This window comes from Acinetobacter gyllenbergii (assembly GCF_001682515.1).
GTDB classification, from domain to species: Bacteria; Pseudomonadota; Gammaproteobacteria; order Pseudomonadales; family Moraxellaceae; genus Acinetobacter; species Acinetobacter gyllenbergii.
On record NZ_KV575261.1, the window covers coordinates 115,384 to 128,836 of the forward strand.

General features: G+C 39.7%; 11 protein-coding genes. 1 reads left to right on the top strand and 10 read right to left on the bottom strand.

Annotated features, from left to right (window positions below; all coding sequences use genetic code 11):
- Nucleotides 1–11 precede the first annotated feature (11 nt).
- From NG55_RS00585 to NG55_RS00610, 6 genes are all read right to left on the bottom strand, one after another.
- Nucleotides 12–1,178, bottom strand: coding sequence for a hypothetical protein (locus tag NG55_RS00585; RefSeq protein ID WP_065341986.1), 1,167 nt, complete (start codon nucleotides 1,176–1,178; stop codon nucleotides 12–14).
- Nucleotides 1,178–2,512, bottom strand: coding sequence for a TolC family protein (locus NG55_RS00590; RefSeq protein ID WP_016540057.1), 1,335 nt, complete (start codon nucleotides 2,510–2,512; stop codon nucleotides 1,178–1,180). The genes NG55_RS00585 and NG55_RS00590 overlap by 1 nt, the downstream gene beginning before the upstream one ends.
- Nucleotides 2,509–4,095 (bottom strand): GH3 family acyl-acid amido synthetase, encoded by a 1,587-nt coding sequence (locus NG55_RS00595; RefSeq protein WP_065341987.1) that lies wholly within the window; start codon nucleotides 4,093–4,095, stop codon nucleotides 2,509–2,511. Before NG55_RS00595 ends, NG55_RS00590 begins: the two co-directional genes overlap by 4 nt.
- The gene (locus NG55_RS00600; RefSeq protein WP_016540055.1) at nucleotides 4,092–4,913 is read right to left on the bottom strand and encodes a hypothetical protein; all 822 of its coding nucleotides are present in this window, start codon (nucleotides 4,911–4,913) and stop codon (nucleotides 4,092–4,094) included. The genes NG55_RS00595 and NG55_RS00600 overlap by 4 nt, the downstream gene beginning before the upstream one ends.
- Before the next feature lie 156 nt (nucleotides 4,914–5,069).
- Entirely contained in the window at nucleotides 5,070–6,617 is a 1,548-nt protein-coding gene (locus NG55_RS00605; protein WP_065341988.1) for a DHA2 family efflux MFS transporter permease subunit, read from the bottom strand.
- 25 nt (nucleotides 6,618–6,642) lie between these two features.
- Nucleotides 6,643–7,704, bottom strand: a complete 1,062-nt coding sequence (locus NG55_RS00610; RefSeq protein ID WP_065341989.1) for an HlyD family secretion protein — start codon at nucleotides 7,702–7,704, stop codon at nucleotides 6,643–6,645.
- 742 nt (nucleotides 7,705–8,446) lie between these two features.
- Here NG55_RS00610 and NG55_RS00615 point away from each other — a divergent pair.
- The gene (locus NG55_RS00615) at nucleotides 8,447–9,319 is read left to right on the top strand and encodes a bile acid:sodium symporter family protein (protein WP_004806888.1); all 873 of its coding nucleotides are present in this window, start codon (nucleotides 8,447–8,449) and stop codon (nucleotides 9,317–9,319) included.
- 61 nt (nucleotides 9,320–9,380) lie between these two features.
- Here the strand turns inward: NG55_RS00615 and NG55_RS00620 are convergent, their stop codons facing one another.
- From NG55_RS00620 to NG55_RS00635, 4 genes are all read right to left on the bottom strand, one after another.
- Complete coding sequence (locus NG55_RS00620; protein ID WP_065341990.1) at nucleotides 9,381–10,397, bottom strand: 2-dehydropantoate 2-reductase; 1,017 nt, start codon at nucleotides 10,395–10,397, stop codon at nucleotides 9,381–9,383.
- Nucleotides 10,398–10,517: 120 nt separating this feature from the next.
- On the bottom strand, nucleotides 10,518–11,222 hold the full coding sequence (locus NG55_RS00625; RefSeq protein ID WP_016540050.1) for a winged helix-turn-helix domain-containing protein: 705 nt from the start codon (nucleotides 11,220–11,222) through the stop codon (nucleotides 10,518–10,520).
- A gap of 241 nt (nucleotides 11,223–11,463) precedes the next feature.
- Nucleotides 11,464–12,339, bottom strand: a complete 876-nt coding sequence (hchA, locus tag NG55_RS00630) for a glyoxalase III HchA (RefSeq protein WP_065341991.1) — start codon at nucleotides 12,337–12,339, stop codon at nucleotides 11,464–11,466.
- A 100-nt stretch (nucleotides 12,340–12,439) separates the two neighbouring features.
- Nucleotides 12,440–13,453, bottom strand: coding sequence for an NAD(P)H-quinone oxidoreductase (locus NG55_RS00635; protein WP_065341992.1), 1,014 nt, complete (start codon nucleotides 13,451–13,453; stop codon nucleotides 12,440–12,442).

Sequence of the window (13,453 nt, forward strand, 5' to 3'; positions counted from 1 at the left end):
TATGACTCAAATCATATCCGCCCAACTTCCAGATATGGAATTAGGTTTTTATCAAATTTTGGACGTGGATCAGCTTCAAAGCTAATAAAACCGTGCATACCGGTTAAGCGCTCGCCTTTATAAAACTGATTGAGCTGATAGCGTGGGTCTTGATGCGATAAGGTAAAACTGACCACTCCAATACCACGCTGCTTAGACAGTTTCTGTGCATCTTCGAGCATTAAATGATGCAGCGCTAACTGCTGTGGATGGCATAATAAAGTGTGTAATACATGGTATCTTAATGAGTCACCGAGTTTAGGTAGTGGCATACCTTTCGTGACTTTGGTCAAAAAATTATAGATTGGGCGCAGTACACCAATCGCTGAACTATAATGCAAAATTTTAGTTTGTTTAAGCGCATGCTGATCCCATAATCCAAACATACCAACCAATTTTCCATCTTGAAAATAAAGCTGAAAGTCCGAGAGTTGTAGACCTGTAAAATAATGATGTCCTGCCAGCAATTCTTCAAAATTATAGGCAGGGATAAAATTATAATACTGCGACATTTCAGCAATAAATCGAGTCATTACCTTAACATGTTCAGCGCGCGCCACACAGGACTTAATCTCGCTAATCTCTGTTTTAGCTTGAGTTCTTTGAGTTAAAAAAGCCTTAATTTTTCTTTTAGCCCCCAAATGTGTCAGGGTCAAGGTTTCAATTAATCCCTCATCATAATAATCAGGAATGCCTGTTTTACCCGTTTGTATTGCTGCTCGTGCAGCATGATTATCATCAAAGATGATCATTTGGCTAAAATTAGGATCATGCATGGTTTGTTTGACATGGACCCCTAAAGCCTTGACCAAAGATTTGCCGCGATAGTTTGGATCGACACGTAAATCACTGGCATAACGCACATTCTGTATTGTTTTATCGACATAACACGGGCGATGGCCATTGCTATAACAAGCCACATTTTTTTGACTTTCAGTATCTTCAATCACCACATGCAGCTTATGCCGATACAAAATATCCGAAGCTCTAAAATAACTCGGTTCACGCTGAAAGCTGATTTTCACCCCTTTGGTGGTCATTGGCACCGCAATCAATTCACGTAAGGCCTGATCATCTGCAGAGGTTGCTTCACGGGTAAGCAATGGATTGCTTTGGGTATTTGGTGGATTTGTTTTCATTAATTATTCACCTGTTGCGTATTTTGTGTGGACACCAAATCATTGAGGTGCCCCATTTGATCTAAAAGCTGATAAACAAACACGATTTCATCCTGCTCATTCACCGTTTTCTGAGTTTGCACATCTAATAACTTTTGTTCTGTATTGAGCAAGTCAAAAGTTGTTTTGGTCCCCAATTCAAATTCTTTACGGGTATACACAAAGGCAATCGATGCTGCATCAATCGCGTTTTGCAGTGCCTCTTTATTTTGGCGAATGGTTTGCAATTGAGCATAAGTCGTCCGTGCACGCTGATTCAGATCCAACTCAAGGGTACGAATCTTTTGATTAGCCAAATCAACATCTGCCTGTGCTTTTCGAATATTGGCACGGTTTAAACCATCGTCATAGAGCGGCACATTCAGTTGAACCCCCACCATATAGTTGTTACTTTCTGAACCAATATAACTGGCCTCATGCTGAGCACCTGCACGACTGGTCAGCATCACGGTGGGCCAAAGTTCTCGCTTAGTTAAGGCATATTGCTTTTCAGAAGCTTGTTTTTCGTATTTGGCACGTAATAATGCTGGATGATTCTTGGTTTTAGCTAAAATTTCATCGAGATTATTGGAAATCTCTGGCAGACGGTTAACAGCTGTTAGATTATCTGCGGTTAAACCTGTGATTTGTGAAAACTGAGCTTCACTCACAGTTAAATTAGATTGTGCTTGCGTGATATCAGCCTGGCCCTGAGCAACCTGAGCCAGCACTTGTGCCAAGTCTGCACGAGTGATCATCCCCACATCAAAACGTCGCTGCGACTCGTACAGGGAACGTTGAAGATTGGACATGGTCTTCTTTCTAAGTTCTAAAATCGCTTTCTTCTTTAACACATCGGTATAGACCATCACCGTATTTAAAATTGTTTCCGAGCGTTGATCCGACAAGCCTTGCGACTGTGCAGAAAGCTGGTTCTTGGCGACATCGATTCCTAGACGATGTCGCCCTGATGTGTAGATAGGGTAATCCATTTGTAATTGCAAACTACGACCTTTTCGGTTTCCTTCAGTCGGAAACATGACATTATTCGGTGTTTCAACTCTTTCATAATCAAGTTGTCCAACCAAGTTCACTTTGAGTCCGTCACGTTGTTTTGCCTGTTGAAGCATCGCTGTTGATTGATTCACACTTAAACGGCTCACCTCCAATTGGCTTTCATGTCTTAAACTTGCTGACAAAGCATCGTCTAAAGTCATGGCAGCAATTGTATTTGAAACCAATAACAATCCCGTACATAGTGCAATATGCGAGAGCTTAGAAACTCGGTGGTTAAATTGCATCATCCCTTTCTTCATAGTTGTTCCAAACTATTGAGGGTAACTTTCTTGAGGGGCTCAGGCTTGATATTGCCTTCAATAATGCCATCAAACATGACCAGCTTTTTATAGGCATTCCAACCGTTATTGGCTTGACGAATCTGTGGTTGATCTAACTGACCAAGATTACGTGCCAATTCATAATGGAAGTTTTGACGTAGTATCTGATCAATATATTCATCATTAATGCTGTGATGAATCTCTCCTTCAAACAAAACACAATAGAACGGTTTAACCTGCTGCTCAGTATCAATCGCCAACAACGAAATTGCTTTAGAGTCGGTTTCATTCAACTGTGAAAGAAGTTGCTGCGCCGTCTCTGGCGCAAGTTTTTCTCCCACCAAATCCACACCAAAACGGCGACCCTGAAATTCGAAACAAGGAATTTGATCAAGGAAACTGGTCACAATCAGGCAATCATCTAAACAATAACGGAGTAAGCCATTGCCCGATGTAATTATTGGGCTGACTACATCGCCAACGTTGAGTTCCCACGATGGAATAATTTGTCCCTGTTTTTCACCTTCTAAATATTCAAATTCATAGAAGTGACTTTGATAGGCCAATGGATAATGGTCATTATAAGGAATGGTGACCACACCTTCGGTTGCCCATAAACCTTTGCCTTCAAACTGAACAGATGGCAGACGTTGTTTTAATTTTTCCGCCCAAGCTTTAGAGCCCGCTGTATCCCAACTCGACACTAAACTTAATTTAGGCCATAAGGTGCTAAAATCAATGTATTCACCATTTGAACTGTCGATCAGGCATTTGGCACTTTCTGGACTTAAAGGTGCTTTGACTTCTTTTAATGAAGCTTGACGCGCTCCCCATCGCCCCGTTTCTAAAACTTCAATGACTTCTTGCTGCATAGACTCTAAACGATCTAAAAGTTGCAATGCAAAAGTCGGACTCCACACCGAGATCATCGCCAGATTACGGTTAGCAACCAGATAACAGATTGTGGCAAACAAAGCATCATCTGCATTGGCAGCAAAAGCCACATTGCTCGGCACAGCTTGGGTAAATTTAGATAAAATCCGTTTGCCAATGCCCAATAAGGCACTATCATCATTGAGATTTTTATCTTTAAGCACTTCACGCTGACTTTCAGGCAACCATGACACCGACCAATAATGAGTGCCTGAGCGGAGCTGTGGGCACTTACGATAAAGACTGGCCATCCATGGCGCAATCGCGTGATCTAATTCATCTAAAAACAGCTTGGTATACGGAATAAATTTAATTTGTTCACTCGAACCACTGGTGGGCTGGAAACGCACCAACTTACTGCTTGATAGTTGAAGTTTCTGATCTCTATAACGCTGGATGTTCTCCCGCCACATCGCATAACGCGAAGCGGGAAAAGCTTGCACAAACTGCTCATAATCCTGCACCTTTTGCTCTTTTGCAAAATGTGAGCTTTGCAAAATTGAATTCAGGATTTGACGCTGTGTTAGTTCTAAACGATTAGATTGCTTTTTAAAATCTCGATCTGAAACATCACACCATTGTTTTAAAATCAGGTGTGATCCCGAGGTCAACCATTCAGTATGTTTCATTGGAAGACCTCACGACGATTCACTGATTTTTTTAATACCGCTTCACAACGCCCCTTACTGGCAGGTTTAGTCATCAACTTAACAGGGAAGCGTGCAATATCTTTCCAACCTAAACGACCAATACAAGGTAATTCGGTACCGACAGTCCATGTTGGGTTCTTTTGCTCAAAGAAATGAATATTGGGATTCTTTGTTCTCATTTCTTCTGTAATCGGCGCCACCTCACCTTTAAGTGGTTGATAATCATCACCGAAATTCAATAATCCGGCTTCTTTGTCATAATATTCGCCAAAGAAGTTTTCGCAATAATGTTCAATCACACTGGAAAGATGCTGGTTCTCATCGTTAATATTGGGGTAATACACATAATAGTTATTGGCGAGCAGTAGATAGGTTTTGTAGCCCTTAGAAATCAATAACCAATACAGTTCATTAAATGGATATTTGACACGTAATTTGATCATCAGTTTAAGCATGGTGCTTTGCAGCGTGCGAGTGCCCCAAAATGCTCGAAGGATAACAGTGTCACCACTAAACAGTACCGTATAATCCTTTCCATTCAAATAAAAATGCTGAACAACAACAGTAGAAAAACCAACGATCTCATCAGTTTCCGAGTTGAAAATTAAGATGGCACCACTCTTCTTTTTAAAATCATCTGCAAAGATCGAAAACTTGGTATTTTCATAATATTGCTCGTAAATCGAATACATGACTTTTAGCCGATCGATATCGATTTGTTCTTTCTCGACATATTGACCATAGGTAGATTCTTTATTATTGAATCTTGAAATCAGTTTATATGTTGTATTAATCATCTGCTTCAACCTCTAAATTTGGATATGCACGTTCCCCTATCTCATAAAGAAATATAAAAACTCATATCGCTGTTCTTTTTATGACGGGGTATGTTGTTGTATACGATGCCCCGATTATTTTTTCGTTATATGAAACAACCCTCTAGCATTGAATATCTACATGTCCATTTTCTTCCCCCTATCCATAAAGATGGTTAAGAAAGCCGCCACAAACATGATGATGGCCAGCATACGTAATAAATCATTGAAACTTGATGTCAGTGCTTGGTAATGAATATCTCGGTAGATCACACTGAGCGCGATTTGTTGAGCATTACTCCCAACCTCTTGGTATTGCGCTGTCAATTGATCTAATCTCTCAATGAAGATCCAGTTCTGTGGATTCATATATTGATTCAATTGCGTCACGTGTATTGCTGTCAGCCAATCGAGCGACGAGTTGATCAATGCCAATCCAACAGCACCACCAATATTGCGCATCAGGTTATAAATACCACTGGCATCAGCAACTTTGTTTAATGGCAGAGTACTCATTGCCAAATGTGAGACCACGATCAAACAAATCATCAGACCAATACCACGATAAATTTGTGGCCAGAACATGAAGTCATAATCGCTGTGAATACTGAGATGCGAATTGAGCCAGACCCCAAAACCCGCCAAAATCATGCCAACAAATACGGTTTTTCGGGTATCAAAGTTTGGAATTAGCCATGCAAGGAAAGGCGCAAAACAGAACATCACAATCCCTGTCACCATCATGATATGTCCGATTTGACTGCTATTCATTTCTCGGACTTGCCCAAGAAATACAGGAATCATATAGCCCAAGCCATATAAGGCCATACCAATCACAAAAGTAATGATGCAGCTTAAAGTGAAGTTTTTGTTCTTAAATACACTCAGATCTAGTAAAGGTTTAGGCTGGGTAAAACTGCGTGAGAAGAAGATCATGCCACCAATCAGGCAAATGATAAATGCAACGCGCACCCCTGTATCGGCGAGCCAATCATGTCGTGCCCCTTCATCCAAGAAATACTCTAAACCACCTAAAAACATGGCCATACCAATCAAACTGAACCAATCCATACTTTTGATCAGTGAATAATTAGCGCGGTCTATATTTGGTCCAGAGTAAATAATTGTCGCAATCAAAATACCGGGGATGATGTTAATCAGGAACATCCAGTGCCATGAGAAATTATTGGTCAACCAACCACCAATAGTTGGGCCAATGGCTGGACCTAAAGTACTGATCATGCCAAACATCACCAACGGCAATGCACGTTTTGCTTCAGGAAAAAGCAGGTATAACGCTGTCATTGAGGTAGGAATCATGCCGCCGCCCATAAAACCCTGAATGGCGCGAAATACCAATAGGCTTTCCAGATTCCATGCCAAAGCACACAGCAAAGAACTAATCGTGAATCCAATCGCACAAATGGTGTAATAAATTCGAGTCGAGAGCACCCGAGAGACGATACTGGACATTGGAATTGCAATAATTTCAGCAATCAAATAAACCGTTTGCACCCATGTCACTTCGTAACGGCTAGCACTCATGCCTGCCTGTACTTCATTCAAAGAACTTGCAACAATTTGAATATCCAGAATTGCCATGAAATTACCAAAAATCATGGCAGCAAAAATCAGCCAAGCTGTTTTTGGCGCAAACTTCCACTCATCTTGGTTCGGTTTATTCATTTTCTTATATCCAAAACTTTTCTGATTAAGTTCTTAAATCAACAGTCGCGCTGACGGACATTCCAGGTTTTATAAGGTCAATATGTGGACTCGAATCAATTGCAATCCGCACAGGAATACGTTGCACTACTTTATTGAAATTTCCTGTGGCGTTGTCTGGTGGCATGAGTGAAAAGGTCGCGCCAGATGCTGGAGAAAAGCTTTCGATTTTCCCTGTATAGGTCAGACTTGGATAGGCATCAATTTTTAATTTAACTTCCTGCCCAATATGCATTTTCTCGATTTGGGTTTCTTTAAAGTTTGCTTGTACATACAAACTTTTCTCAGGAATAATTGCCATTAAACGTGTTTGTGGTGAAACACGAGAACCCTTCTGAATCGAAAGACTGCCGACCTTTCCTGTAACAGGGCTAATCACTTTTGAGGATGAAAGATCAATCTGGTAAAGATCCAAAGTCGCATTGGCATTCTGAATATCTGCCAGTAGTTGTGCACGACTGGCTTGTAAACTCCCAAGCTGTGCCTCTGCAGCATTAACTGCAGCTTGGGCTTTACTGAGTTGTGCCTGAGCCGTTAAATATTGGGATTGTACGCCTTCAAAATTTTGTCGGGTAATCACCCCGTCTTTGAGTAAATCTTGATAACGATTGAAATCTTTTTTCAAGCGAGATAAATCGGCTTGGGCAGCAACTACACCACTATTGGCTTCACTAATCGATGATTTTGCGGACTTTTCATTCTGTTGCTGCACAGCAAGCGCAGCTTGTTTTAAGGTGACAACTGATTTCGCCTGATCATAACGTGCCTGATAATCACGATGATCTAAAATAGCCAAAGCCTCACCTTTTTTCACAAACTGATTGTCGTTAATAATCAATTCGACAACTTCACCTGAAATTTTTGGCATCACCCAAGTGACATCCGCCTGAACATAGGCATTATCGGTCGATTGATAGAATCGATAAACCAAAAAATAATACGCGATGCCTAAGATCAGAAATAAGATGAGTACACTAAATACAACCCAAGTTATTTTTTTTCGACTTTGGAAATTAGTATCAGTTTCGAGCTGAGCTACGTTATCCATATTTATTCCGCTATTTTGTAATATACAGTTTTTATTTTGAGCCACGGTTAAATGACCATCTTTTCACGTAACTTTTCACTTAATTGTGTATAAATAAATAGTTACAATGTAATAATTGGCGCAAATTATCATTCTTAATGGAATAATATGTCATTGACCATTTGTGCATATCATTTTTCTATTTCTGCCAATTGCTCGAATGGTATAAAGCTTTTATGAAAGATTTGTGAAATTCTAGCATAAGCATAAATGATTCGTGTTTTCATTTGTAAAAAAATAAACTTATATCATTGTTTAAATTAAATAAATTATTAAATTAGGTTTCACTATTATTTTTACCATTGAGTTTAATTCTTTGGTCATTTTCATCACTTCCTAAACATAAAGATGTGGTCATGTTAAAAACTCAAAGCGTTATAGAAATGTAATTTCTGTAAAAAAGTGATTTTTCTCCTATTAATGTTCATATTTTAATTCAATCAAATTGTATGTTATTGCACAAACTGTTTCTGTAATAGTGAATAAAGTATTTAAGCTAAAGAAATCATTAGAATTAATAACCTAAATATGCTAATTCATTCTTTAGACAGTAAAAATTTAAAGTATTGCTAAACACTGTTGTTGATCGGTTCTGCTCAAATGTGAACTATATCAATTTAGATACCGCTAAGTTGTCATTTGATCGGACAAAACCACCAGAAAATTGGAAAAATAATATTGATTTAAAAAAGAAGGACTGCTTATGGATTCTGGACTCATCACACTTTTTCTACCCATCGCTTTGGCGATTGTCATGGCTGGGCTCGGTTTAGAGCTCACACTCAAAGACTTTGCCCGAGTGAGTAAACACCCCAAAGCAGTGATCATTGCTTTGTTTTGTCAGCTTATTTTATTGGTCGGTATTGCATTTTTAATTTGCAAAATACTGGCCTTACCGCCGCTTCTGGCGGTCGGCTTGATGTTACTTGCAGCTTCACCAGGTGGATCAACCGCAAATCTATTTAGCTATTTATATAAAGGTGATATCGCACTGAACATCACTTTAACCGCAATTAATGCCATTATTGCAGCCATTTTTTTACCCTTTATTGTCAACTTTTCGATTCTGCATTTTATGAATGAAGGCCAACAAGTCGGACTACAATTTGCAAAAGTACTGCAAGTCTTTGCCATCATTCTGGTTCCTGTTTGTATTGGGATGTTGATCCGCCATTATGCACCGCATACCGCAGAAAAACTGAATCGCCCTGTACGCATTTTCGCTGTAGTGTTCCTTCTGATTATTATTTTGGGTGCAATTATCAAAGAACGAAATAACCTGATCGAATATATCGGACAAATTGGCTTTGCAACTGCCTTATTTTGTGCAATTAGTCTATGTGTTGGCTATTTTGTACCACGACTATTTGGGATCAGCTCTTATCAAGCTCGCGCATGTGCGTTTGAGATTGGTATTCATAATAGTACGCTTGCCATGACCATTGCACTCACCATTATGGCAAGTACCACCATTGCCATGCCTGCTGCAGTGTACTCAATTTTTATGTATATTTTCGCGACTATTTTTGGAACGTTGATAACACGATTTGGCGCTCAGGAAACGATAAAAGCTTAATCGTTCAGCGATGAGCAAGATCATAGCGTATGGCCCAAAAGGGATACGCTATGACTCTTATTTAAGATGCTGTCCTATTCACTATTTCTAACTGATCTTTAAGCGCTTTTGCCGACCATGCTTTCGGTGTGATTTCAGCTTGTTTAATTAACTCAATCAACTTTTGATTGATTGACGCTTTTAAATTCAGTTGCGTTGCTAAACGAACAACCTCTCCATTAATCCAGTCAATTTCCGTTGCTCGCCCCGCCATAAGGTCATCTGCCATTGAAGATCGAGCCAGTGGATCAATCGCCAACATTTTCTTGCTCAGCAAATTGAAAATAGAATTTGGCAGTTTTAATACATATGGGACAAATTGTGCTGGTATCGCTGTCAGTTGAGCAGGTTGAATTTTAGCAATTTTAAGAAGACCTAAGGCTTCCTTCTGTGCCATTGCCAAACATTGACGATAGGCTCGAATTGAAAGTTGTTGTTTAAGTGGAAGCTGAGATAAAGCATTCACTGAGTTATTCAGGTTTAGCAATAACTTTGCCCATTGAATCGCCTGCATATCATCTTCAAGTTTCAGTTCAAGCTGAGCGCCATTAAATGCGGCAACAAGCTCATTCAAGCCAGCATGTTTTTTCACACACAAAGCCCCTTCTGTACCTTGATGGAAAATCCCATTGCCCAAAGCAGCGACATTAAAAGGTACCATACCCTCAAGAATTGTATGTTCAGATAAAACCTGCTTTAGAATTCCAGCATTACTTACACCGTTCTGAAAACTGATAACGATGGTATTTTTCTTTAAAGTCTCTTTTAACTCATGCGCCACTTGCTCCGTTGCAGTGGATTTGACACAGACTAAAATGATATCGGCTTGTGTTGCTAGACTTGACTCACTGCTGAGTTGAAGCTGTGATGCTGGAATAGCGTATGTTTGTCCGAGATAATCGGATACCGTGAGCCCATATTGCTGTAACTGATGTTGTATTTTCGGGCGCACAATAAAATCAACATTGACTCCTGCTGCCACTAAACGACCACCAAGATAACATCCAATACTGCCTGCACCATAAATACAAATTTTCATTTATTTGCCTAAATTTATTCGATTCCTTCTCTGTTTTACTTTAACCACAATGAATGGTCTGAGTTGTCACTTAACTGACAAATGGATACACACCCTGCATTAAAATCGACATTTAAACCATTATTGATTGATTTCAAAGCTCGATCTTGCTTTATGCGCTTCCCTTGAGCCGCGCCACTCTGCAAGTACATAACCCATGCCATAGATATTATGAATTAGCTTAGGTCGAAAATTACGGTCAATTTTATTTCTTAAACGACTAATAGCCACTTCAACCATCTTAGTATCAGTTTCGCGATCCATATCCCAAATCTGTGATGCAATGAGCGATTTAGGTAAAACCTCTCCACGCCTACTCATGAATAGCTCCATCAGTGCATATTCTTGACTGGTCAGATTAATGCGTTGACCTGCCCGGCTAACACAACGTTTCCAGAGATCAAGCTCAAGATCGGCAACACAGATTCGGTTGATTTCATGATTCCACTGCTCTCTGTTTAATAGACCTTTGATTCGTGTGAGAAGCTCGACTAAAGTAAAAGAAAGGCCAAGTGCTTTTACACGCTCTTCAATTTGATCGCGCGCAATCAAAAACAAAATAGGCATACTTTTTCCATTCTTTCCAACATCATGCAGAATGTTCCAGCCATTTAAACCAGCAAACATGACATCCAATACCACTAAATCATATTCACTAAACAAGAGCGCAAGATGCTTACCCGTTATTTCATCTGTGACCCAGTCGATTATATAACCTGCTTCTGATAAGGCTTGGTTAAGATAACTCCCAATTTTTTGCTCATCTTCGACTAGTAATATTTTCATCTTAAACCTGTTAACGCCCTACTTAAGATGATAATAACGTTCTAGAACTTTAAATAGTTTTGAATGACATAAATGTAATTTTGGTGTCAGTTCAATGTTCATTTCTATAAAAAATAAGTATGAAAATCTGACTTTTGAAGCAAAAAAATCCACAAAAATATGCTTCAGGATGTTTCACCAAATTTCCAATAATAAAAGCCTAGCAATTTAGCTAGGCTTTTGAGTATTGCAACAGCAAGGTTTATTGAAGATCAGGATCTGCCAATAAAGTTGTCGCAGCGAGTTTTCCAAGATTATTTGAAGCCAGTGGGCTATCACCTGTTAATAATTTTCGATCTTGATGAACCTGCCCTGTGATACCTTTATTCAAGATTTCCACACCGAGCTTTTCAAGATTTTCACCGACTAACCAAGGTAATTGTCCCGGCATATAACCAATCTCAATATTCGGGCCTTTATCTAACGCGTCAGGAAATACACAAATCTGATAATCTTTAAAAATATAATCCTGTGGATTCTCATCAACTGAAGCTGCAAGCAGAGATGCGGGACCATGGCATAATGTAATCACGTATTTATCATTTGCAACTGCCCACTTTAACAACGCTTTGACTTCTTGGCTCTCTGGAATTTTGGCAAGCACACCATGCCCACCTGGAATAAAGATACCCGCATAAGGTGAATCTGCACTTAAAGCTTGTTCCAAAATATCTGTCAACTTCAGCGGTGCTTTGAGTTGTTTTTCATATTTTTTATAAGTTTCTAAAACCACCTGCTCTTCATTCGGCATCGCCCACATTTCTAACTTAACTGGATTACCAGAAAGTGTCGCCACATCAAAGGCAAAGCCAGCATTATCCAAATGAAACATAGGTAATAACATTTCAACAGGATGATTTCCTGTTGAAAAGAATTTTTCGTTTTGCATCAAGATATAACGTTCATCTGTTGCAATCATTAAAATCTTTTTATCGCCTTGGTATGGGTTTGGATAAGTCGTGCCATCATAGTCAGTTTTTGCCGATGTATATTGACTCAGTGAATAGGGTGACGGGAAAAAAGCATTATCTTCTGCACGGTCTGGACTTGGGTTGCGATCATCAGGATTTGTAGTCATTTTCAAGGTTCCTCATCATGTCGTTATGTTTATATTCATACTGCTTGAGTCACCTGCCACACTCAAGTTTTGAGTATGAACAGGCATGGATTGAACACAATTAGGCAAATTCAGATTTAATTTCGAGTACCACTTTGCCCGTATGTTGACTGCTCTCTAGGCATTGATGCGCCTGAGCCACGTCATCAAATGCAAAGGTTTTATAGATTATTGGCTTACATTGATCCGCTTCAATTAACGGCCAGACAAACTGCTCAAGTTCTTGGGTAATTTGAGCTTTTTCAGCATTGGTTCTGGCACGCATGGTCGAACCAGTCACTACCGCACGTTTTAACATCAATTCTTGTATATCAAAGCCATCGACTTTTCGCCCCCCCATAAAACCGATAATGACCAATCGACCATCACGCTTTAATAATCTCAAGTTTTGGTTAAAGTAAGCGGCACCAATAATATCGAGAATCACATCAACACCCTGACCATCAGTTTGGGCCAAAACTTCTTTTTCAAAATCCTGTGTTTTGTAGTTGATCACTTGCGACACCGAAGCTAATTTCTCTACTTTGTCATCACTACCAACCGTAGAAAAGTTTTTAATGCCCATTGCATGGCACAAGCTAATTGCTGTGGACCCAATACCACTTGCGCCACCATGAATCAGTACGGTTTCATTCTTTTTCAACTGTCCAATCTGAAACAGATTGGCCCAAACGGTAAAATAGGTTTCAGGAATAGCAGCCGCTTCGACAAAACTCAGATTCTTTGGGATTTTTAAGGTTTGATTGGCAGGTACGGCACAGTATTCTGCATACCCACCACCATTAGTCAGTGCACAGACTTTATCACCGATTTTAAACTGTGTGACGTGTTCACCCACTTGACGAACCACGCCTGAAACTTCCAACCCAGGGATAGGTGTGACCCCTTTAGGCATCGGATAGAGACCTTGGCGTTGTAAAATATCAGGTCGATTGATTCCTGTTGCGTAGACTTCAATGAGCACTTCATCTGCTTTAATCTCTGGTCGAGGCCCTTGCGTCACTTGTAATACTTCTGGACCACCCGCTTGTGTAATTTCGATATATTTCATTTGTTCTAAGCTATTTTGATTCAT

Coding starts and splice junctions, on each gene's coding strand:
- NG55_RS00585 (WP_065341986.1), bottom strand. CDS start 1,178: ATGAAAACAAATCCACCAAATACCCAAAGCAATCCATTGCTTACCCGT.
- NG55_RS00625 (WP_016540050.1), bottom strand. CDS start 11,222: ATGAAAATATTACTAGTCGAAGATGAGCAAAAAATTGGGAGTTATCTT.
- NG55_RS00635 (WP_065341992.1), bottom strand. CDS start 13,453: ATGAATCAAAATAGCTTAGAACAAATGAAATATATCGAAATTACACAA.
- NG55_RS00605 (WP_065341988.1), bottom strand. CDS start 6,617: ATGAATAAACCGAACCAAGATGAGTGGAAGTTTGCGCCAAAAACAGCT.
- NG55_RS00620 (WP_065341990.1), bottom strand. CDS start 10,397: ATGAAAATTTGTATTTATGGTGCAGGCAGTATTGGATGTTATCTTGGT.
- NG55_RS00590 (WP_016540057.1), bottom strand. CDS start 2,512: ATGAAGAAAGGGATGATGCAATTTAACCACCGAGTTTCTAAGCTCTCG.
- NG55_RS00600 (WP_016540055.1), bottom strand. CDS start 4,913: ATGATTAATACAACATATAAACTGATTTCAAGATTCAATAATAAAGAA.
- NG55_RS00595 (WP_065341987.1), bottom strand. CDS start 4,095: ATGAAACATACTGAATGGTTGACCTCGGGATCACACCTGATTTTAAAA.
- NG55_RS00610 (WP_065341989.1), bottom strand. CDS start 7,704: ATGGATAACGTAGCTCAGCTCGAAACTGATACTAATTTCCAAAGTCGA.
- hchA (WP_065341991.1), bottom strand. CDS start 12,339: ATGACTACAAATCCTGATGATCGCAACCCAAGTCCAGACCGTGCAGAA.
- NG55_RS00615 (WP_004806888.1), top strand. CDS start 8,447: ATGGATTCTGGACTCATCACACTTTTTCTACCCATCGCTTTGGCGATT.